Below are 19,902 nucleotides of genomic sequence, written 5' to 3' on the forward strand. Positions count from 1 at the left end.
CCCACGGAACCGACCTGTCCCTCCACAGCCAGGCCCAGCTCAGCGCCATCGCACGCCAGCTCAACGAACGGCCAAGAAAGACCTTGCTCTATCGGACGCCAGCGGAGACCTTCGCTGCGTGTGTTGCAGCGATCAGTTGAGCCCACCGTGGAAAGCGGACACCATCCCGCTACTACTTGGGCTCAGGCTAGGATCAGTCCCTAGATCGGGAGAACTAATGCGCGCGCCTTTTTTAAAGTCTCTCACAGGGCCAAGACTCGCGATCGGGGCTAGCATCGGTGTCCTAGCCTTATGGCTGGCGGACTATTTCAGGCTGTTGCCAAAAGCCGCCTCCGAAGTCCTGTCACTGGCATTTGGAGTTCTGTTTTTCGCGTATGTCCTGATACTTCTCGATCAACGACTTAGGGCAAGAGGCAAGAATGGTTGGTGGCTAATTTTGTTTTTCGGGCCTGCGGTGACATCCATATTTGCAATGTCGCTCATTCCGCCGAGCAACCAAAAGGCCATACTCCTTTCGGTAATACTCACCTTCTGCTTTTGCTCTCCGTTCGCCCTATGGGGCGCCTTCGAGATTTGCGTCAAATCGCGGCCAGAAAAGAGCGACCACTGACAACTCTTGAATGGCGAAGGCACGCGAAGCGCGCTTTGTGAAGTTCCGCTACGGGTCGGTAGCGGAAATAGGCTTCGGTTCCGAAAGCGGACATAGCCAATCGCGCATGATGTTCGGACGCAACGCCCCTCCTCGACGCTCCGATTAAATCGGTTGAACAGCAACACTATTCTGAAACAGGTTGGTGCCGATGTTGACCACCCGGCCGAAGCTCTGCGCCGTCATGCCGGGCGCCGTCGCCTGGATGACGTTCAGCGCCCCGTGGATCACGGTCGAGAACTGGCTCGCCATGGCCGCCCAGGCGATGTCCGTCATCTGCGCCCGCGCGTCGCCGTTGAAGCTGTAGTCGAGGGCGTTGTTGACCACGGTGCTGATCGCACCGCCGAAATGCGCCTCGGCCTGGGCCACCATGGCCTCGACCGCCGCCCGGTCGGTCACGTCGGCCTGGACCGCGATGACCCGCTCGCCCAGCTCGGCGGCCAGGGCCTCGGCCTGCGCCCCGCTGGCCCGCCAGTTGACTGCCACCCGCGCGCCCTGCCCGGCGAAGGCCCGCGCTGCCGCCGCGCCCACGCCGCGCGCGCCGCCGGTGATGAGAACGATCTGATCGCGGATTTCCATGGCCTGCCTCACGCTGAAGAACGAAGCCGAGCCATAGGCCGCCCGCCCTCCCCCGTCATCCCGGAAAGGGCGCAGCCCTTATCCGAGACCGCAAGAAGCGCCCCCCTTACCCCCCGCTCATCCCGGCGGACGCCGGGATCCAGTGCTTTGGCTGCAAGCTCATCGCCATGCCCGGCTCGCAGCTAAGATGCGCGCTGCCTAGTCTGGATCCCGACCTCCGCCGGGATGAACGGTCAAGGAGACACGCGGCCCCTTCATCGAACACGGGTTGCATTTAGGACGCTTCCTAATTAGCCTATTCCCTATGAACACCCTGTTCAAGGCCCTATCCCACCCGGTGCGGCGACGCATCATCGCCATGCTGAGGGCGGGCCCGCTGGCGTCCGGCGACATCGCCGCCGCCTTCGACATGAGTTGGCCGACCATCACCGGCCACCTGAACGCGCTGAAGGAGGCCGGTCTGGTCAGCCCCGAGCGCGACGGCCAGTCGATCCGCTACCGGCTGGAAATCTCGGCGGTCGAGGAGGCCATGGCCTTCCTCCTGGACCTGACCGGCGCCGGCAAGACCCACGAGGAGGAGCAACCATGACCGCAGCCCGAAAACCCGACCTGAGCCTGATCGACATCGCCTCCATCGTGGTGACGGCGGCCATCGCCGGCGCCGCCGCCTGGGTCTTCCTGGCCGGGCCGACCGGCCCCATCCCCCTGCATTTCAACGCCCAGGGCGTCGCCGACCGGTTCGGCGGACGCGGCGAGCTGGCCGCCAGCCTGCTTCTGATCGCGGGCGTCGGCGCCTTGGCCTGCGGCGGCTGCGCCCTCTATGCCCACAAGGCCGAAGATCCGGCGCGACGGCGCGGCCTGATCATGGGTCAGTTGGTGGCGCTGCTGGCGATCGGCGGCGCGTCGGTATTGATGCTGGCCACCTCGCTGGGCGGCACCCTGACCACCGCGCCCGTCAACTTCCACATGGCGGGGATGGGCCTGCTCTTCCTGCTGATCGGCGCCTTCCTCGGTCGGGTCGGGCCCAATGTCGGCATCGGCGTGCGTACGCCGTGGAGCCATAAGAGCCGCCTCGCCTGGGACCGCTCCAATCGGCTGGCCGGCCGTCTGTTCTGCCTGATCGGCCTGGCGGCCATCCTCCTGTCGCCCTTCGTTCCCCAGCCGCTGGGGATGCAGGGGGTGATCGCCGCCGTCCTGATCGCCGCGCTCTGGTCCGCTTTCGAAAGCTGGCGCGTCTGGCGCACCGATCCCGACCGCCAACCCTTCTGATCTCTACCCAACCCACACGACGGAGACGACCATGCTGACCCTCGCCGCCGCCCTTCTGCTCTCGCCGGTTTCGACGCCCGTCGAACTGGCATCCAGCCCTGCGCCCCTGCACGGAACCTTGCTGAGGCCCGAGGGCCAGACGCGCACCGCCGCCGTCATCCTGCCCGGCTCCGGCCCGACCGACCGCGACGGGAACAGCCCGCAACTCGGCCTTCGGGCCGCCTCCTATCAGCTGCTGGCGGAGGGTCTGGCCGAGCGCGGCGTCGCCACCCTCCGCATCGACAAGCGCGGCCTCGGCGAGAGCGCGGCAGCCGGCCCCGCCGAGGCCGACCTGCGCTTCAACACCTATGCCGACGACGCCCGCGCCTGGGCCGCCGAGGCGGCGGCGAAGACGGGCCGCCCCTGCGTCTGGCTGATCGGCCACAGCGAGGGCGCGCTCGTCGCCCTGGCGGCCGTCGAGAACGGCGACGACAAGGTCTGCGGCCTGGTGCTGCTGTCGGGCGCCGGGCGCCCCGCGGGCGTGGTGCTGCGCGAACAACTGGCGCCCCTGCCCGAGCCGCTGAAAACCCGCGCCTATGACGCCCTCGCCGAATTGGAGGCCAGCCGCACCGTGGCCGATCCGCCCGCCGAACTGGCCGCCCTGTTCCGCCCCTCGGTCCAGCCCTACCTGATTTCGTGGCTGGCGCTGGACCCGGCCAGGCTGGCCGCCGCCTACAACGGTCCCGTCTTCGTCGGCCAGGGAACCACCGACATTCAGGTTTCAGTCGCCGACGCCGAGGCGATCAAGGCGGCCCAGCCCCGCGCCGAGCTCGTCGTCTGGGACGGCGTCAACCATGTGCTGAAAACCGCGCCCGCCGACCGCGCGGCCAATATGGCGACCTATGTGGACCCGGCCCTGCCGCTTGCGCCCGGCGTGGTCGAGGCGGTGGCGGATTTCGTGCTGAAGTAAGCTCTCCCTTCTCCCCTTGAGGGAGAAGGTGGCCCGCGCCAGCGGGTCGGATGAGGGGTTTCGCGACGGCAAGTAGCAGCCCTTCACCCGGCCTCTGAGAGACCCCTCATCCGTCAGGCTTCGCCTGCCACCTTCTCCCGCAAGGGGAGAAGGCAGAGGACTACCCCTCCAGCTCCGCCCTTGCCTGCTCCGCCAGGTCGAAGAACCGCCGGCGCACCTCGGCGGCATAGGGGTTGTCGTGTTCGATGGCGCGGAACACCGCCGCGCTGTCGTGGCGGACCATATCCACCCCCTGCATGACCCGCTCGAAACTGGTCGTGGTCATCCGCGTCGGCAGCGGCTCCATGGCCATCAGCACCTTGGCGATCAAATGGGTCAGGCCCTGCACCGTCGCCGCCTCGCGGTCGTGATCCTCCGGCGTGACGACGAAGACCTTCAGGCCCAGCGCCTTGCGGCAGAAGGCGGCCACGTGCCACGCCGCCTTGTCGCCGCGCACCGGACAGACGGCGATGCGCAGACCCGGAATGCCGTCCTTGCCGCTCTGGGGGCCGAACAGGGGATGAGTGCCGACGATTCGGACACCCTCGGGCAGGCCGTCCAGCATCACCTTGGCCGGCTTCACCTTCACCGAGCCGACGTCGAGGATCAGGGCGCCCGGCGTCACATGCGGTGCCATGGCCGCGACCGTTTCCTCCAGAACCCCGACCGGCACGGCCAGCACCACCACCGGACAGGCGGCGGCCTCCGCCAGCGTCGTCAGCCGCGCCAACCCCTCGCCGTCGTTCGCCGCCGGGTCGTAGGCGAGGATGTCGAACCAGGGCGACAGATGCCGCGCCGTCAGCCGCCCGAAGGCGCCGAAGCCTATCAGGCCAAGCTTGGGCAGCCCGAGTTGAGACTTCGCGTCGCTCACCCCGCCAAGGTCTCCTGGAACCGCACCGGGCGGCCATGCGCCTGACCGATCAGTTCGCCGTCCTTCATCACCACCCGGCCGCGCACGATGGTGGCCACCGGCCAGCCCGTCGTCTCGAAGCCGTCGAAGGGGGTCCAGCCGCAGCGGCTGGCCTGCTGGCCATGGGTGATGGTCTTCTTCGCCTTCAAATCGACGATCGTGAGATCGGCGTCATAGCTGACCGCCATCCGCCCCTTGTTGGCCGTGCCGAACACCCGCTGCGCCCCGCCCGAGGTCAGGTCGATGAAGCGTTCCAGCGACAGACGGCCCTCAGCCACATGGGTCAGCATCAGCGGCACCAGAGTCTGCACCCCCGGCATCCCCGACGGCGAGGCCGGATAGGGCTTGGACTTTTCTTCCTTGGTGTGCGGCGCGTGGTCCGAGCCCAGGACGTCGGCCACCCCCTGTTGCATCCCCCACAGCCACAGGGCGTCGACGTGCTCCTGCGACCGGATCGGCGGGTTCATCTGGGCATAGGCGCCCAGCCGCTGATAGGCTTCAGGCGCGACCAGCGTCAGGTGCTGGGGCGTGATCTCGACGGTGGCGACATCCTTGTGGAAGCGCAGGAACTCCATCTCGTCGCGCGTCGTGACGTGCAGGACGTGGATGCGCGCGCCGGTTTCCTTGGCCAGCCCGACCAGACGGCGGGTGGACATGATGGCGCTCTCGGCGTCGCGCACCTCGGGGTGGCTGGTCCAGTCGCCGGTGCGGGCCAGGCTGCGGCGCTCGACCAGTCGGTATTCGTCTTCGGAGTGGAAGGTGGCGCGGCGGCGCACGTTCGACAGGACCTTTCTCACCCCCTCGTCGTCGGCGATCAGCAGGTCGCCGGTCGAGGCGCCCATGAAGACCTTGACCCCGCAGCAGCCCGGCAGGCGCTCCAGCTCGCCCAGATGCTCGGCGTTCTCGTGCGTGCCGCCGACGTAGAAGGCGTGGTCGGTCCACATCCGGTCCCTGGCTCGCACCAGCTTGTCGGCCAGGGTGTCGGGATCGGTCGTGTTGGGATTGGTGTTCGGCATCTCGAACACAGCGACCACGCCGCCCAGGGCCGCCGCGCGGCTGCCCGTCTCCAGGTCTTCCTTCCATTCCAGACCGGGCTCGCGGAAGTGAACCTGGGTGTCGATGACGCCGGGCAGGACCGTCAGGCCCGTCGCGTCGAACACCTCGCCCGCAGACGCCTGGCTCAGGTCGCCGATGAAGGCGATGCGCCCGTCGATGACGCCGACGTCCGCCTTGCCGCGCCCGGCGTGGTTGGCCACCTCGCCGCCCCGCACGATCAGGTCATAGGTTTGGGTCATTGGCGCATCTCCTGAGGTCGAGCGCTTATGCGCGCTGTCGCCGGCCGGGGACAAGCCCGAGAGGCTGCCCTCTCCATCGTCATCCCCGGCCCTGTGCCGGGGATCCAGACGCGCGACGCCGAAAGGGAACGCGCGACGCCTCGACTCCACACCGGCGCGTGTCTGGATTCTCGGGACAAGCCCGAGAATGACGAATTCAGGGGCTCGCGAACTAATCCGCCAGTTGCGCCAGCAGCTTCCTCGACGCCTTCAGCACCCGCTCATAGGGCAGGTCCATCATGTGCTGGATGTGCTGGTTCAGGCGCGGGTCCATGTCGGTGAACTCCTGCAGGCTGCGCGGACCGCGCACCGCGGCGCCGGTCCAGGGACGCCGCAGGGTCTCGTCCGAGGGGCCGAACACGCCCACCGCCGGCACGCCCGCCGCCACGGCCAACTGGGTCCACAGCGAGTCCGCGCCCAGATAGAAGCTGGCCCGCGAAAGCGCCGCCACCGTCTGCAGCCGCGTCAGCTTGCCTTGCAGTTCGATGACCCGATGGCGCGCCACGGCGAAGCGGATGGTGTGGGCGGAATCCCGGTCGATGTCCTCGCCGACGATCATCAGCCGCCCGCCCGCCAGCGGCCCGTCGTCGGCCAGCAGCGGCCCCGCCACCTTGGCGTAACGCTCGGCCGGCCAGCGCTTGCCGACCCAGTCCACGCCCGGCCCGATGGCCAGGATCGGTCCCTCGCCCGGCGGGATCAGGGCGTCGGCGGCTTCCTGGGTGTCGCGCCCGACGAACAGCTTGGGCGCCGGAATCTCGTCCAGCTGCAGCACGCTCGCCGCCTGCTCGACCAGATGCACGCCCGGCTGCGGCTTGCCCCGCACCGCGCGCTTCTGACGCCGCAGCTTGCCCGACAGGGTCGAGCCGCGCATGTCGACCACCAGCCCCCAGTGCGTCTCGCGCACCTGGTTCCACAGGGCGATCCAGTCCCAGCGCCCGTCGCGGTCCAGAACGATCAGCCGCTCCAGCCGCGGCGTGTCCGCAAACAGCGGCGCGCTGGCCGGCGAACCGACGACGGTGAAGGTGGCGTGCGGGATGGCCTCGACCAGATGGGCGAGCGTCCCCGACGAGAGGACCGCCTCTTCAGCGTCCGCCTCGGCGATATAGAGGATCGGGAAACGCCCATGCATGAACCGACCCTAGAGGGATTCTCTACGGAATTCAGCGTAGATGCGCCCCTAGACCACAACGGCGCCGGACGGGACGATCAGGCGATGCTTTCCACGATCCCGCCCTCGACGCGCAGGGCCGCCCCCGTCGTCGCGCTGGCCTGCGGCGAGGCGGCGTAAACCGACAGGTTGGCCACCTCTTCCGGCGTGGCGAAGCGCCCCAGCAGGGACGAAGGCCGGTTTTCGGCCAGGAAGACGCCTTCCATCTGGGCCGCGTCGATCCCTCGCTTGGCGGCCAGATCGGCCATCATCGCCTCGGCCCCGGCGGTGCGCGTCGGCCCCGGCAGGATGGTGTTGACGGTGACTCCGCTGCCGGCCAGCACCTTGGCCAGACCGCGCGAGACGCCCTGCAGCGCCGCCTTGCTGACGCCGTAGTGGACCATCTCCGTCGGGATGTTCAGCGCGGACTCGCTGGAGATGAACTGGATACGCCCCCATCCACGCGCCTGCATGCCCTTGGCGTAGTGCCGCGACAGACGCACGCCGCTCATCACGTTCACCTGATAGATTTCCAGCCAGGCGTCGTCGTCGATGTCGAAGAAGGGGCGCGCGCCGTAGATGCCGACATTGTTGATGAGCATGTCGACCTCGGGACAAGCGGCGATGATCGCGGCGCAGCCTTCGGCCGTGCCGGGATCGGCGACCACGGCGCCGACGTCGGTTCGGCCGGACGCCAAGCGGATTTGCGCCGCCGCCTCGTCCAGGCGCACCGCCTCGCGGCCGACGATGGTGACCGCGGCCCCCGCCCGGGCCAGTCCTGTGGCGATGGCCAGACCGATCCCGGCGCTGGCCCCCGTGACCAGGGCGGTCTTGCCTTCCAGGTCGATCTTCATCGGCTTCTCCTTGAACTTTGCCGGGCGCGGACATTCGAAACGGCGCTGCGGCGCAATAGCTAGTGTCTCTGTTACGGTTTTGAAGGGCGGCGCCCGGCGATGAGCGCTTCGGAGGCGCATTTCCGCCCCCTCTGCGCTAAACCCCGTCCATGAGCCTTCCCCTTCTGCCTGACCGGACCTGCGGCGGCTGCGTCGAGTGTTGCCGCGTGATCCCGCTGAACCTGCCCGAACTGGCCAAGCCGACGGGGGAGTTGTGCGGCTATTGCGTCGATGGGGCGGGCTGTTCAGTGCATGAAATCAGGCCCCAGACCTGCCGCATCTGGTTCTGCCTGTGGCGCGCGGTCGAACTGTCGGACGACTGGCGGCCGGACCGCAGCGGCGTCATCGTGCGGCCGGACGGCGTCGAGCGCGGCGAGATCACCCTCTACGTCGTGCGCCGCTCGGACTTCCTGGCCGGGATGGACTTCTTCGCCACGGTCGCCGGCTGGATCGCCGAGGGGATCGAGGTGGCCCTCAGCGTCCCCGGCCCGGTCGGGACCTATCCGGCCCGGGCCGTCGTCACCGACTGGCTGCGCCCCGCCATCGAGGAGGGCGACCCTCAGGACTTCGTCGCCCGCGTCGTGGCCTCGCTGGACCGGCTGGATCAGCACGACTTCCAACCGGACGGCGTCACGGCGCGGTATGCGGTGGTGTGATCCTTCTCCCCTTGAGGGAGAAGATGGCAGGCGAAGCCTGACGGATGAGGGGTGTCGGCAGCACGGTTGAAACCCTGACCTCGCCGTCCAGCCTCCCCTCCTGAACACCGCGCTCACACCCCTCATCCGAGCGCCTCCGGCGCCCACCTTCTCCCTCAAGGGGAGAAGGGCTGTCGCAACCGCCTCCCCCTCCCTATCTTGGCCGCATGTCCATCGCTCGCCTCGACAGCCGCGCCCTGATCCGCGTCACCGGCCCTGACGCCCGCCCCTTCCTGCACAACCTGCTGACGCAGGACGTGGAGACGCTCAAACCTGGAGACCTGCGCTTCGGCGCCCTGCTGTCCCCGCCCGGCCGGCTGCTGTTCGACCTGTTCCTGTGGGGCGAGGAGAACGGCGTGGTGCTGGACGTCGCCGCCGAGCGTCGCGACGCCCTGGTCCAGCGGCTGTCGATGTATCGGCTGCGCTCCAACGTCGAGGTCATGCCCATTCCCGACGCCGTCTTCGTCGCCTGGCAGGAAACCCCCGAAGGCTTCGTCCCCGATCCCCGCCTGCCTGCGCTGGGCGGCCGCCGCTGGGGCGATCAGTGCGAGACGAATGCGACCGAGGCCGACTGGCAGGCCCACCGGCTGGCCTTGGGCGTGCCGGATCCGACGGCGGACTCGCTGACCGACAAGACCTATCCGATCGAAGCGGACTTCGACCTGCTGAACGGCATCGACTTCCACAAGGGCTGCTTCATCGGTCAGGAGACGACCTCGCGCATGAAGCGGCGCGGCACGATCAAGAACCGCATGATGGCCATCGTCTTCGACGGCCCCGCCCCAGCGCGCGGCGCCGAGGTGCTGAACGGCGAGCTTCGCGCCGGCGAGGTCATGACCGGGACCGAGGGGCGCGCCATCGCCCTGCTGCGGCTGGACCGTCTGGAGGGCGAATTGACCGTCGAAGGGCGTCCCGTGACTGTCGAACGGCCCGCCTGGCTCCCTGAATTTCAAGGCTAATTTGAGAAATACGGCAAATCTGCTTGTCATGAACGCCGCAACCAAGACGACCGCCGCCGTGGCGCGCCCTCGATGAAGCCGCCCAGCCCCCTGCCCCGCTCTCGTCATCCCGGCCGGAGCCTTTGCGAAGCGAGGCGGAGAGCCGGGACCGCCCAACACGATGACCGTCGGTGTTTCTTGCGGTCCCGGATAGCGGCTGCGCCTCTTCCGGGATGACAGGGCTGGCGAGCGGGGAACGCCGTTTCCCCCTTGCTTGAACAGAACGTTCCAGCAACATCGAGCCATGACCGAATCCGAGAAAGCTGACGGCCGCTGCGGCTGGTGCGGCACGACCGACCCGCTCTACATCGCCTATCACGACGAGGAATGGGGCGTGCCCGAGTACGACCCCCGCGCCCTATGGGAGAAGCTGGTTCTGGACGGGTTTCAGGCCGGCCTGGCCTGGATCACCATCCTGAGAAAGCGCGAGGGGATGCGCGACGCCTTCGACGGCTTCGATCCCGAGATTGTCGCCCGCTACGGCGAGGCGGATAGAGGGCGGCTGCTGGCCGACCCCCGCATAATCCGCTCGGGCGCCAAGATCGACGCCGCCATCAATGGCGCCCGCCTGTGGCTGGACATGAGGGACAACGGCGAAGACTTCTCAGCCTGGCTCTGGTCCTTCGTCGACGGCCAACCGCAGGTGAACCAGTGGACCGACTTCCGCGAGGCCCCGACCCAGACGCCGGAGAGCGTGGCCATGGCCAAGGCGCTGAAGGTGCGCGGCTTCAAATTCTGCGGTCCGGTGATCGTCTACGCCTTCATGCAGGCCGTCGGCATGGTCAACGACCACCAGACGACTTGCTTCCGTCATGCTCAGGTTCGCGCGATGGGCGCCCCATAACTTCAAGGATAGCGCCCACGACCGCGTCCGGCTTGGCCATCTGGATCATATGAGGCGCGCCCTCCACCACCCGATGCGTCCCCGCCGATGACCGCGCAGCGATGGCGGCGTGGTTCTCGCGGGTCACCGCCGACAGCGCCATCCGCTCCGCTTCCGCCATCCCCGTTTCGGGTCCGTTTTGCCCGCCCGCCGTCAGCACGATCAGCGGCAGGGCGCTGGACGCGGGTTCGCTCGCCAGAACCTGGCGGGAACTGTCGTCCATGCTCAGCTGTTCCGACAGCGCCGTCCGAGCCAGCGCGCCGCTCGCCATGGGGCTGTCCAGCGGCGGCGAACCACATTCGGCATAGATGGGATGTTCCGGCGTCATCTGGCCTTCCGCAGCGGCCCGGATACATTTCCCGGCGGTGGCGTGGAATTCGGCCATGGCCTTGACGAAGGCGGGGGACACGGCGCGCAGCGGCGCCTCGTTGCCGTCGATGCTGGGATCGACCAGCACCATGCCGACGACCTCCTCCGGATGAAGATTGGCGAACAGCCGCATGTCGTAGCCGCCCATCGAATGACCGACGAGGACATAGGGGCCAGCGATGCCGGCGACCTTCAGTCCTGCTTTCAGATCGCCGACGATACGGGTCGCGTCCCGCGGGGCCGGGCCTTCGTCGCTGGCCCCATAGCCGGGGCGGTCGAAGGCGCAGGCCCGCGTCGTTTCGCCAACTTCAGGCTGGACCCGCGACCAGGCCTGTGCCCCCGCACCGAGGCCGGAATCGAATATGACCGTCGGCGACCCTGCCCCCACGCAATAGAAGGCGAGATGTCGGCCATCGGATATTTCGACACGCTGGGGCGTGACGGTCGCCGCAGAAGTCGTCTGGGCCTGGGCCATGGTGGCCGAAGAACTCAGCAAAATGAACGACAGCAAGAGAGGTCTAATCACTGCATCAGTCCTGTGTCGCTTCTGGGCTGAGACGAGCCTATGCGCCACAAGCTTTGCCGTCCATGGGCGAGCAGACCGGCTTCCGTCACGCGGAGGTTCGTGGCACTGACGCGCGATGAGCCCGCCTAAGCCCGCCGCCGCCAAGATCGTCCGCGCCTTCCCGACGCTGGCGCTGGAAGCCCTGGCGCGCGAGGCGGCTTCAGGCGGTCATGTCTGCGGCGTGGACGAGGCGGGGCGTGGTCCCTGGGCCGGGCCGGTCTCGGCGGCGGCGGTGATCCTGAACCCCGACGACCTGCCCCCGGGCATCGACGACTCCAAGGCCCTGACCGAAAAGCGCCGCGCCGCGCTGGAGGTCGAGATCAAGGCCCGCGCCCTGGCCTGGTGCGTCGGCTTCGCTACGGTGGAAGAGATCGAGGAGCTGAACATCCTGCACGCCACCGGCCTGGCCATGCGCCGCGCGGTCGAGGGCCTGGGCGTCCCGCCCGCCGTAGCGCTGGTGGACGGCAACTATCGCTTCAAACTGCCCTGCGCGGTGACCACCGTGGTCGGCGGCGACGGCCTGTCCCTGTCCATCGCGGCGGCCTCCATCCTGGCCAAGACGGCGCGCGACCGGCTGATGATCGACCTGGACGGACAATATCCCGGCTACGGCTTCGCCAGCCACAAGGGCTACAACGCCCCCATCCATCAACAGGCCCTGAAAACCCTCGGCCCCTGCCCAGCGCATCGCCGCGGCTGGAGCCCGATCAAGGCCTTGTTGGCAGAAGTTTAAAAGCGACCGTCGTCCCGGCCGAAGTTTCGCGGAGCGAGGCGAAGAGCCGGGACCGCCGCACACGCCCCCCCCACGTCTCTAGCAGCCCCATAAAGCGGCTGCGCCGCTTCCGGGATGACGAAATGGGAAGGCGCCTAGACGCCCAGAGCGCCGCCCACCAGCAGGCCCAGGACCAGAACGACCGCGATCACCGCCAGAATGATCGCCCAGTTGGGAAGACCGGTCGAAGTCCGGTGATGGGAAGGCGGACGATGGGCAGGCATACTCATGCCGCCGATAACCCCGACGGCGCAGGAATGTTCCGGCTCAGGCGGCGACGGGCAGGTCGATCGGTTCCTGAGTCACCACAAACAGGTGCTCCACATTGCGCAGCCGCCCGACGGAGCCGACCTTTTCCCCCTTCAGATTGTGGATGCCGATCCGGGCGCCGACGTAGCGGGGCCGCGCGATCTCGACCACCTGAACATGGCCGCGCGCCGACAGCATGGAAGTCAGATCGTCGCGCGACAGATAACCTTCATCGTTGAAGCTGACGATCAGGTTCGGCGTCTTCAGCCGCTCGACCACGGACTGCAACGCCGGGCCGATGCCGGGGCGGCTGTTGAACGGGCTCTTGCGGGTCTTCACGTCCACCCGCTTGTTGGCGATGCCATAGGTCTCGGGCTTGTCCCACAGGATCAAGCTTTCCCAGCAGTGGTAGTTGGCCAGATAGGAATGCTGGTTGTAGGGCGGGTCCAGATAGACGAGGTCGGCCTCGACCTGATCGGCGATCGCCACCGCGTCCCCTTGCGTCGCCTTGCACGGCCCCGCCGCCACGCCGGGCCGCAGGTCCGGCAGCCGCAGCTCCAGCGGCTTCAGCGCCCGCGGCGCCCACTGCTTCATATAGGCCATCTGCAGCCCGGCGGTGGAATCGACACGGTCCGCCGCCTCCATCAGGGCGACCAGAACCACGGCCTTCAGTTCGGGCTCCAGCCCCATCGTCTCAATGCGAGTGCGCATGGCGTCGATGCGAGCGCCGTTATCGGGGTGGAAGAAGCGGGCGTCCTCGCAGAAGGCCTTGGTGAACCAGCCGGCCTGCGGCGCCAGCGTCCGCAGTTCGGCCAGGATGGTTTCGGCCTGCGCCGCCCAGCGTTCACGGTCGGCCTGGACATAGGTCGTCGCAAGCGTGTGGGCATAGGCGTTGTGGTCGTTGGACCAGACGCGGAACCCCTGTCCCTTCAGCGCATGACCGACGCGGGCCGAGCCGGAAAACAGGTCGCAGACCGTCCCGCCGTCCGGCAGGACGGCGCGTACGGCGCCTGTCACATGGCCCAGAAGCGCGCGCTTTGAGCCGATGTATTTGATCATTGATCCCCGTCAGGTCCTGCGGGAGCGTTTTGCTCCTCGTCCAGCGTCACCGTAAGCATGGGCCGGAGCATGGGCCAGACGCAACAGATTAGCGGCCCCCGGCGCGCCGAAAGGCGTTCCGGCCAGGATCAGGATGCGCTGACCCGGCTCGGCCAGGCCATAGATCATGGCGCTTTCGACCGCGTCGTCGGTCAGGCCTTCCAGCGAGGTCGGCTGTTCGCCCAGTCGCGGCTCCAGCCCCCAGACCAGCGACAGACGGCGCGCCGTCTCGGCCTTGGGCGTCAGGGCCAGGACGGGCTGCAAGGGCCGCTCGCGCGACATCCGCCGCGCCGTGCCGCCCAGGGTGGTGAAGACCACCATGCAGGCGGTCGAGGCCGCCTCCGCCGCCTTGCGCGCCGCCGCCACCAGGGCGTCGACGTCGTGGATGTCCATGCCCGCGTGCTCGGCGTCCATCAGGCCCGGCCACAGGGGGTCGCGCTCCACCCGTTCCATGATGCGGTTCATGATCTGCACCGCCTCCATCGGATAGTCGCCCGAGGCCGTCTCCGCCGACAGCATCAGGGCGTCGGCGCCTTCATAGACGGCGTTGGCCACGTCGGACGCCTCGGCCCGCGTCGGGGCCGGCGAACTGGTCATGGATTCCAGCATCTGCGTCGCGACGATGGCGGGCACGCCGCGCTGGCGGGCGGCGCGCAGGATCTTCTTCTGCGCGACCGGCACTTCTTCCGGCTCCATCTCGACGCCCAGATCGCCGCGCGCGACCATGACGCCGTCGCAGTAGTCGAGAATGCTCTCCAGATCGTTCAGCGCCTGGGGCTTCTCAATCTTGGCCATGCAGGCCGCGCGACCGTTCACGATCCGCTTCAGCTCGGCCATGTCCTCGGCCTGCTGCACGAAGCTGAGGGCCACCCAGTCGACGCCGAGGCGCAGCGCAAAGGCCAGGTCCTCGCGGTCCTTGGGCGTCAGGGCCGAGACGGGAATGACGGCCTCGGGCACGGCCACGCCCTTGCGGTCCGACAGCTTGGAGCCGCTCTCGACCGTGACGTCGGCCCATTCGTCGCTGCGCTCGCCGACCCGCAGGCGGATGCGCCCGTCGTCGATCAGCAGCAGCATGCCGGTGCGCAGGGCCTTGAAGATTTCCGGGTGCGGCATCTGCACCCGCGTCTCGTCGCCCAGCGCCGGGTTCAGGTCGAACCTCATCTTGTGGCCCGGCTTGATGGCGATCTCGACGTCGGCGAACCGGCCCAACCGCAGCTTGGGTCCCTGCAGGTCGGCCAGGATGCCCAGCGGGCGTTTCAGCGCCAGCTCGGCGCCGCGCACGGCCTTGAAGGCGGCGGCGTGGTCCTCGTGCGAGCCATGGCTGAAGTTCAGGCGGAAGACATCCACCCCGGCCTGGGCCAGCGCCTTGACGGTCGCGGGCGCACGGCTCGCGGGCCCCAGGGTCGCGACGATGCGCGCGCGGCGGGCTCTGTTCATTGTGTTTCCTCGTGGCTCTAGGGGCCGTCGCCTCGTTTCAGAGGCTTTGAACCCTTGTGCCAATGAAACGCCGGGGACGTAAGACCACGCCCCCGGCCCGAAACACGAGTTTATGAACCGCGAAACACGAAGTTACGGCTTCGGAGCGTCGCAACGCCCCGCGGCGAACTGCGGCAGGTCCATGCAGCGGCCGTCGATTTCGTCCGTCAGCTTGACCCCGATCAGGTGGGCCAGGGTCGGGGCGATGTCGATCGTGCGCATCGGCAGGAACCGCTCCTGACCATTCGCGCCCGGCCACCAGAAGATGATCGGCACGCGGCGGTCATAGTCCCACGGCGAACCGTGGCTGGAGATGGCGTCGCCGATCCGGCCCGGGCCGGTCAGGCCCGGTTGATAGGCGCGCAGGATGTCGGGCGAGCGCCCGGCCACCGCCGACAGACGCAGCCGCTGGCGCAGGCTCAACTCCTCGGGGTTGTCCGAGGCGGGGATGGGCTCGGCCAGAAGTTCGTCGCGCGAAACAGCCAGCGCCACCTGGGGCTCGCCCTTGAGCAGTTCGACGGCGGCGGCCAGCACCTGGCTGCGCAGCGGCTCGGCCAGCGACTTCCTATCCGCGCCGACCACGATCAGCCCGCCCGCCGACGAGACCAGCGGATTGGCGTCAAGGTTGAAGCGCGCCTTCAGCGCCTCATTGACGCGCGGCAACAGGGCGCGGTCCACGCGGCCCGCGGCGGGATAGCCCTCGACCGAGGTGCGCTCGGGAAAGTCCGACCCGCCGTGGTCGGCGGTCAGGACCACGACCACCCCGCCAGGAATGGTCGCCAACTTGTCGAGGAAGACGCCCAGCGCCGCGTCGAGGCGCAGCATCTGCTCGCACATCTCCGGCCCCTGAGTGCCATAGCCGTGGCCGATGCGGTCGGTGGCCGACAGGCTGACGCCCAGCATGTCGGTGACGCCGCGACGCCCCAACTGCTGATTGTCCAGCAGTTCGGCGGCCCCCTCCAGCGTCAGTTCATCGAGGACGGGCGTGCCCTCGATGCTCACGTCCGCCGGCGGCAGGGTCGAGTTGAAGGTCTGGCCGCCGATGACCCACTGGCCTTCCAGACGACGGCAGGCGTCGTGCTGATAAGTCCAGGCGGGCGCATTCCGGCTGAAGCGGTCGATCATCCGCGCGTTCAGCGCCGCCACCGGAGCCAGCTTGGCCTTCGCCGACTGTCCCGGCTCGACGTAGGTGGTGAAGCCGAAACCCTCGGTCATCCAGAAGGCGCCGTCGCCCTTGTGACCGGCCAGGTTGATGGCGCCGCGATCCTTGCCGGAGATGCCGAAGACGCGGCTCCGGGGGCTGACCGCCTTCAACCAGTCACCCAGGGTCGAGGCCTTCAGCATATCAGGGCCGACCGGGCCGTTGTCGGTGTTTTTGCCGTGCGCCAGCGTGTTCTGCGGCGCAGCCAGGCAATAGGTCTCCTGACCCGTCGCGGTGTCGATCCAGTCGTTCGCGGGGATGCCGCTGCGCGCCGGATGGGCGCCGGTCAGGACGGTGGAGTGCCCGGCGCAGGTCACGGTCACGCCATGAGTCTGATAGCCGTTGATCGACACCATGCCCTGATCGGCCAGGGTCTTCAGCCCGCCGGTGAACTGACCGCGATACTGGTTGAACAGGTTGGCGCTCAACTGATCGACCACGATGGTCACGACCAGGGCGGGCGCGGCCCGCTCGGCCGAAGCGGCGCTAGCGGCGGGCTGGGCCGCCTGCTGCGCCATGGCCGGAAGGGCTGCGCCGGCCAGAAGGACGAGCGCCAGGGTCGGGGCCAGAACGCGGCGGAGAATCATGGGGACACCGGGAAGATTGAAACGAGCCCGGCGTGACTACCCCCCGGACATGACGGCGCCAAGACGATGCGCCTCGACGCCAAGGATGATACGCTCAAGCTACCGTTAGGGAGCCCCCGCATGAGCCGCGCGATTCACGAAGAAACCCATCTGGTCAGCCGGATCGGCTGGATGCGCGCCGCGGTGCTGGGGGCCAACGACGGCATCGTCTCGACCGCCAGCCTGATCGTCGGCGTGGCGGCGGCGGGCTCGCCCAAGTCCGCCATCCTGGTCGCGGGCGTGGCCGGCCTGGTCGCCGGGGCCATGTCGATGGCGGCGGGCGAATATGTCTCGGTCAGTTCGCAGTCCGATACGGAAAAGGCCGACATCGCCCGCGAGACCGCCGAACTGGCCGCCGATCCCGAGGCCGAACGCCGCGAACTGACCGCCATCTATGTCGGGCGCGGGCTGACGCCGGACCTGGCCCGCCAGGTCGCCGAGCAGATGATGGCGCACGACGCTCTGGGAACCCACGCCCGCGACGAACTGGGCATATCCGAGATCACTACCGCCCGGCCGATTCAGGCGGCCCTGACCTCGGCCGCGACCTTCGCCATCGGCGCCGCCCTGCCCCTGATCGCGTTGGCGCTGACGCCGACCGGCTGGATCTCGCCTGTCGTGGCGGCGGCGACGCTGATCTTCCTCGCCCTGCTCGGCGCGCTGGGCGCCAAGGCGGGCGGCGCGGCCAAGCTGAGGCCGGTGGTGCGCGTGGTCTTCTGGGGCGCCGTGGCCCTGGCGGTCACGGCCGGGATCGGCGCCCTGTTCGGGATCGCCGCCTGACGGATGGTGGTGCGAGCGGCGGGGGTCGAACCCGCAAGACCGAAGTCGGCAGATTTTAAGTCTGCTGCGTCTACCAGTTTCGCCACGCTCGCGGTCTTGCTCCCCTAGACCATTTTTGTTTCAGGTCGAATCGACCTGAATTCAAAAAATGGTCCAGCATCATCCTGGAGCGAAATCTAAGCCGAGTTGGACTGCGTCCAACTCAACCGATTTCGCTCTAGTGCGTCGCCTCAGGCGAGGCGGGGCGCATGGCCCGGAAATCCACGTCGGAATCAGCGATCAGGCGCACCAGGGCGGCCCAGGCGGCGACGTTCTGGGTCATCTGCGCCGGGTCGATCTTGTCCAGGGTGTCGTCAGCCGTGTGGTGCAGGTCGAAGTAGCGCGTCCCGTCCTGCGACAGGCCGAAGACCGGCACCCCAGCGCCTGCCAACGGGCCGATATCCACGCCGCCATGCAGTTCCGGCACGTTCGACGGCAGGACGCCCAGCGGACGCAGCACCCGCGCGGCGATCTTGGCGAAGTCCGAGTTCTGAGCGCCGGGCGGAAGGCCCAGGGCATAGACGCGGTCGGCGCCGAAGTCGCTTTCACCCGCGACGATGTGCTTTTCCACGCCCGCGCCGATGTTGCGCAGATAGGCGCCGCCGCCGTTGCCGGTGTCGGTCGGCTGGGCCACCTCTTCCGATCCATAGAGGACCACGCGCACGGTGCGGGCCGGACGGCCCTGTTCGGCGATCAGCTTGGCCGCGGCCAGGGTAATGGCGCCGCCCGCCGCGTCGTCGATGGCCCCGGTGCCCAGATCCCAGCTGTCCATGTGCGAACCCAGGACGATGATCTCGTCCGGCCGGGTCGCCCCGACGATGTCGCCGATCACGTTCTGGCTGCGCGTCTCATAGGTATGGGCGGTGGATTTCAGGCGCAGCCGCACCGGCTCGCCCATCTTCACCAGCCGCGCGATCTGATCGGCGTCCGGCGCGCTCAGCGCGAAGGCCGGCAGCGGCACCTTGCCTTCGACATAGCGGGTGGTGCCGGTGTGCGGCATGCGATGTTCGTCCGAACCGGCCGAGCGCATGACGAAGGCCAGGGCGCCGCGCTTGGCCGCCTCGGTCGGCCCGTTGCCGCGAATGCGCGACAGGGAGCCGTAGCCCGAGCCGTCCTGCATCCGCACCATCTGGCCGCCGTCGACCACGGCGATCTTGCCGGTCAGCGAACCGACCGGCGCGGCCAGCAAGGCGTCCAGTCCATCGAAGAAGACGATGTCGGCCTCGATGCCTTTGGCGGGCGTGGGCAACGAATGGCCCAGGGCGGCGACGACCAGACGCTGCGGGCGCGCGCCCAGCAGTTCGGCGCTCTCCTCGCCCCGCTCCCAGCCGACCAGAGGGAACTGTTCGATGCGGACGTTCTGGAAGCCGTGGGCGCGCATATAGTCGGCGGCCCAATCGGCGGCCGCCTGTTCAGCGTGCGAGCCCGCCGGGCGCGGGCCGAAGCGGGTGGTGATCTGGGTGACGTAGTCGAGGGCGATGTTCGCCTGCAGCGCCTGATCGCGCACCTGTTCGGCGGCGCGAACGGTCTTGGCGTCCTGGGCCAGAACAGGGGTGGAGATAAGGCCCAGCGCCAATGCGCTGGCGGCCATCAGACGGGCGTTGAACGACATAGAGCGCCTCCCAGACTCAGAAATGAGGCGCGACCCTAGCGGGCGAAGCCTGCGACCGAAAGCCTCAGCTTTTGCCGAAGGGACGGGGAACTGACGCGGCCGCACATTCTATTCGTCATTCTCGGCCTTGTGCCGAGAATCCAGAAACGCAGCCTCTGAAACCTTGGGCGCGGCGCGAACCACGGGACGCCGGCGAGTGTCTGGATCCCCGGGACAAGCCCGGGGATGACGGAGAGAGGGAGCCGACGAACAGCATCCCCGCCTCGGTAGAATTCACTCGCCCTTGAGGAAGGGCTCGACCGGACCTTGCAGCTTGACGGTCAGGGCCTTGCCGCGACGATCGACGCGGTTGCCAACGGCCAGACGGACCCAGCCTTCCGAGACGCAGTATTCCTCGACGTTGGTCTTTTCCTCGCCCTTGAACAGGATGCCGATGCCGCGCGCCAGCAGGTCGGCGTCGTGGAAGGGGCTGTCGGGATCGACCGAAAGGCGGTCAGGCAGGACGTCGGACATGGCATGGTCTCGCGAAAATCGAAGCGCGCTGAATAGCGGCGCGCGGCCGGGATGCCAACCGCGCCTTTCTTCGGCGCGCCGTTGCTACTGAACCGATTGGCGCGCCGCGGCCGGTTGCGGGGCGTCTGCGGCGGGCGGCGTATAGGCGCGCGGACCGGCTTCGGCGGGGGCGGCGGCGGGCGCGGGCGCGGCGGTCTTGGCCGCCGGACGGGCGGCCGGGCGTTGGGCCGGACGCGCGGCGGGGCGAGGTGCGGGGT

The 19,902-nt window shown here is 68.4% G+C and carries 20 protein-coding genes, 1 tRNA gene and 1 pseudogene; 9 read left to right on the forward strand and 13 right to left on the reverse strand.

The features are described from left to right. Positions 1–140: pseudogene (locus AB4Y68_RS14125) on the forward strand (IS30 family transposase); the annotation flags it as partial. A gap of 614 nt (positions 141–754) precedes the next feature. Here the strand turns inward: AB4Y68_RS14125 and AB4Y68_RS14130 are convergent. Continuing rightward, complete coding sequence (locus AB4Y68_RS14130; RefSeq protein ID WP_441456393.1) at positions 755–1,228, reverse strand: SDR family NAD(P)-dependent oxidoreductase; 474 nt, start codon at positions 1,226–1,228, stop codon at positions 755–757. Positions 1,229–1,532: 304 nt separating this feature from the next. Here AB4Y68_RS14130 and AB4Y68_RS14135 point away from each other — a divergent pair, with 304 nt between their 5' ends. From AB4Y68_RS14135 to AB4Y68_RS14145, 3 genes are read left to right on the forward strand one after another with little or no spacing between them, the layout of a single operon-like run. After that, on the forward strand, positions 1,533–1,817 hold the full coding sequence (locus AB4Y68_RS14135; RefSeq protein ID WP_441456394.1) for a metalloregulator ArsR/SmtB family transcription factor: 285 nt from the start codon (positions 1,533–1,535) through the stop codon (positions 1,815–1,817). After that, positions 1,814–2,497: an SdpI family protein gene (locus tag AB4Y68_RS14140; protein ID WP_441456395.1), complete on the forward strand. Its 684-nt coding sequence runs from the start codon at positions 1,814–1,816 to the stop codon at positions 2,495–2,497. Before AB4Y68_RS14135 ends, AB4Y68_RS14140 begins: the two co-directional genes overlap by 4 nt. A gap of 31 nt (positions 2,498–2,528) precedes the next feature. Then, positions 2,529–3,446: an alpha/beta hydrolase gene (locus AB4Y68_RS14145; RefSeq protein WP_441456396.1), complete on the forward strand. Its 918-nt coding sequence runs from the start codon at positions 2,529–2,531 to the stop codon at positions 3,444–3,446. Positions 3,447–3,606: 160 nt separating this feature from the next. Here the strand turns inward: AB4Y68_RS14145 and AB4Y68_RS14150 are convergent, their stop codons facing one another. From AB4Y68_RS14150 to AB4Y68_RS14165, 4 genes are all read right to left on the reverse strand, one after another. After that, entirely contained in the window at positions 3,607–4,356 is a 750-nt protein-coding gene (locus AB4Y68_RS14150; RefSeq protein WP_441456397.1) for a prephenate dehydrogenase/arogenate dehydrogenase family protein, read from the reverse strand. Continuing rightward, the gene (locus tag AB4Y68_RS14155) at positions 4,353–5,690 is read right to left on the reverse strand and encodes a dihydroorotase (RefSeq protein ID WP_441456398.1); all 1,338 of its coding nucleotides are present in this window, start codon (positions 5,688–5,690) and stop codon (positions 4,353–4,355) included. Before AB4Y68_RS14155 ends, AB4Y68_RS14150 begins: the two co-directional genes overlap by 4 nt. Before the next feature lie 211 nt (positions 5,691–5,901). After that, positions 5,902–6,858 carry a glycosyltransferase family 9 protein gene (locus AB4Y68_RS14160; protein ID WP_441456399.1) on the reverse strand — a complete coding sequence of 319 codons (957 nt, stop codon included), beginning with the start codon at positions 6,856–6,858 and terminating at the stop codon, positions 5,902–5,904. A gap of 77 nt (positions 6,859–6,935) precedes the next feature. Beyond that, on the reverse strand, positions 6,936–7,730 hold the full coding sequence (locus AB4Y68_RS14165; RefSeq protein ID WP_441456400.1) for an SDR family NAD(P)-dependent oxidoreductase: 795 nt from the start codon (positions 7,728–7,730) through the stop codon (positions 6,936–6,938). A gap of 149 nt (positions 7,731–7,879) precedes the next feature. Between AB4Y68_RS14165 and AB4Y68_RS14170 the strand changes: the two genes are divergently transcribed. From AB4Y68_RS14170 to AB4Y68_RS14180, 3 genes are all read left to right on the forward strand, one after another. Next, positions 7,880–8,425, forward strand: coding sequence for a hypothetical protein (locus AB4Y68_RS14170; RefSeq protein ID WP_441456401.1), 546 nt, complete (start codon positions 7,880–7,882; stop codon positions 8,423–8,425). 206 nt (positions 8,426–8,631) lie between these two features. Further along, positions 8,632–9,423 (forward strand): CAF17-like 4Fe-4S cluster assembly/insertion protein YgfZ, encoded by a 792-nt coding sequence (gene ygfZ / locus AB4Y68_RS14175; RefSeq protein ID WP_441456402.1) that lies wholly within the window; start codon positions 8,632–8,634, stop codon positions 9,421–9,423. A 283-nt stretch (positions 9,424–9,706) separates the two neighbouring features. Then, complete coding sequence (locus AB4Y68_RS14180; protein ID WP_441456403.1) at positions 9,707–10,306, forward strand: DNA-3-methyladenine glycosylase I; 600 nt, start codon at positions 9,707–9,709, stop codon at positions 10,304–10,306. Here the strand turns inward: AB4Y68_RS14180 and AB4Y68_RS14185 are convergent. Next, positions 10,245–11,225, reverse strand: coding sequence for an alpha/beta fold hydrolase (locus AB4Y68_RS14185; protein WP_441456404.1), 981 nt, complete (start codon positions 11,223–11,225; stop codon positions 10,245–10,247). The genes AB4Y68_RS14180 and AB4Y68_RS14185 overlap by 62 nt on opposite strands. Positions 11,226–11,355: 130 nt before the next feature. Between AB4Y68_RS14185 and AB4Y68_RS14190 the strand changes: the two genes are divergently transcribed. Further along, on the forward strand, positions 11,356–12,012 hold the full coding sequence (locus AB4Y68_RS14190; RefSeq protein WP_441456405.1) for a ribonuclease HII: 657 nt from the start codon (positions 11,356–11,358) through the stop codon (positions 12,010–12,012). Between the two features lie 134 nt (positions 12,013–12,146). Here the strand turns inward: AB4Y68_RS14190 and AB4Y68_RS14195 are convergent, their stop codons facing one another. The 4 genes from AB4Y68_RS14195 to AB4Y68_RS14210 all read right to left on the reverse strand — a co-directional run bounded on the left by AB4Y68_RS14195 (position 12,147) and on the right by AB4Y68_RS14210 (position 16,662). Then, the gene (locus tag AB4Y68_RS14195; RefSeq protein WP_441456406.1) at positions 12,147–12,281 is read right to left on the reverse strand and encodes a hypothetical protein; all 135 of its coding nucleotides are present in this window, start codon (positions 12,279–12,281) and stop codon (positions 12,147–12,149) included. Between the two features lie 37 nt (positions 12,282–12,318). Beyond that, a complete protein-coding gene (locus AB4Y68_RS14200; protein WP_441456407.1) occupies positions 12,319–13,359 on the reverse strand; it encodes a DNA adenine methylase in 1,041 nt (346 codons plus the stop codon). Between the two features lie 9 nt (positions 13,360–13,368). After that, a complete protein-coding gene (gene pyk / locus AB4Y68_RS14205) occupies positions 13,369–14,835 on the reverse strand; it encodes a pyruvate kinase (RefSeq protein ID WP_441456408.1) in 1,467 nt (488 codons plus the stop codon). 132 nt (positions 14,836–14,967) lie between these two features. Beyond that, the gene (locus AB4Y68_RS14210; RefSeq protein WP_441456409.1) at positions 14,968–16,662 is read right to left on the reverse strand and encodes an alkaline phosphatase family protein; all 1,695 of its coding nucleotides are present in this window, start codon (positions 16,660–16,662) and stop codon (positions 14,968–14,970) included. A gap of 120 nt (positions 16,663–16,782) precedes the next feature. Here AB4Y68_RS14210 and AB4Y68_RS14215 point away from each other — a divergent pair, with 120 nt between their 5' ends. Then, positions 16,783–17,481, forward strand: coding sequence for a VIT1/CCC1 transporter family protein (locus AB4Y68_RS14215; RefSeq protein ID WP_441456410.1), 699 nt, complete (start codon positions 16,783–16,785; stop codon positions 17,479–17,481). 7 nt (positions 17,482–17,488) lie between these two features. Here AB4Y68_RS14215 and AB4Y68_RS14220 read toward each other — a convergent pair. The 3 genes from AB4Y68_RS14220 to AB4Y68_RS14230 form a co-directional block, all read right to left on the reverse strand. Beyond that, positions 17,489–17,573 (reverse strand) — tRNA-Leu (locus tag AB4Y68_RS14220). Between the two features lie 125 nt (positions 17,574–17,698). Beyond that, positions 17,699–19,132: a M20/M25/M40 family metallo-hydrolase gene (locus tag AB4Y68_RS14225; protein ID WP_441456411.1), complete on the reverse strand. Its 1,434-nt coding sequence runs from the start codon at positions 19,130–19,132 to the stop codon at positions 17,699–17,701. 273 nt (positions 19,133–19,405) lie between these two features. Beyond that, complete coding sequence (locus AB4Y68_RS14230; RefSeq protein WP_441456412.1) at positions 19,406–19,645, reverse strand: DUF3297 family protein; 240 nt, start codon at positions 19,643–19,645, stop codon at positions 19,406–19,408. Positions 19,646–19,902: the final 257 nt, after the last annotated feature.

It is taken from the genome of Brevundimonas sp. 2YAF1 (assembly GCF_052114745.1).
Taxonomy (GTDB): Bacteria; Pseudomonadota; Alphaproteobacteria; order Caulobacterales; family Caulobacteraceae; genus Brevundimonas.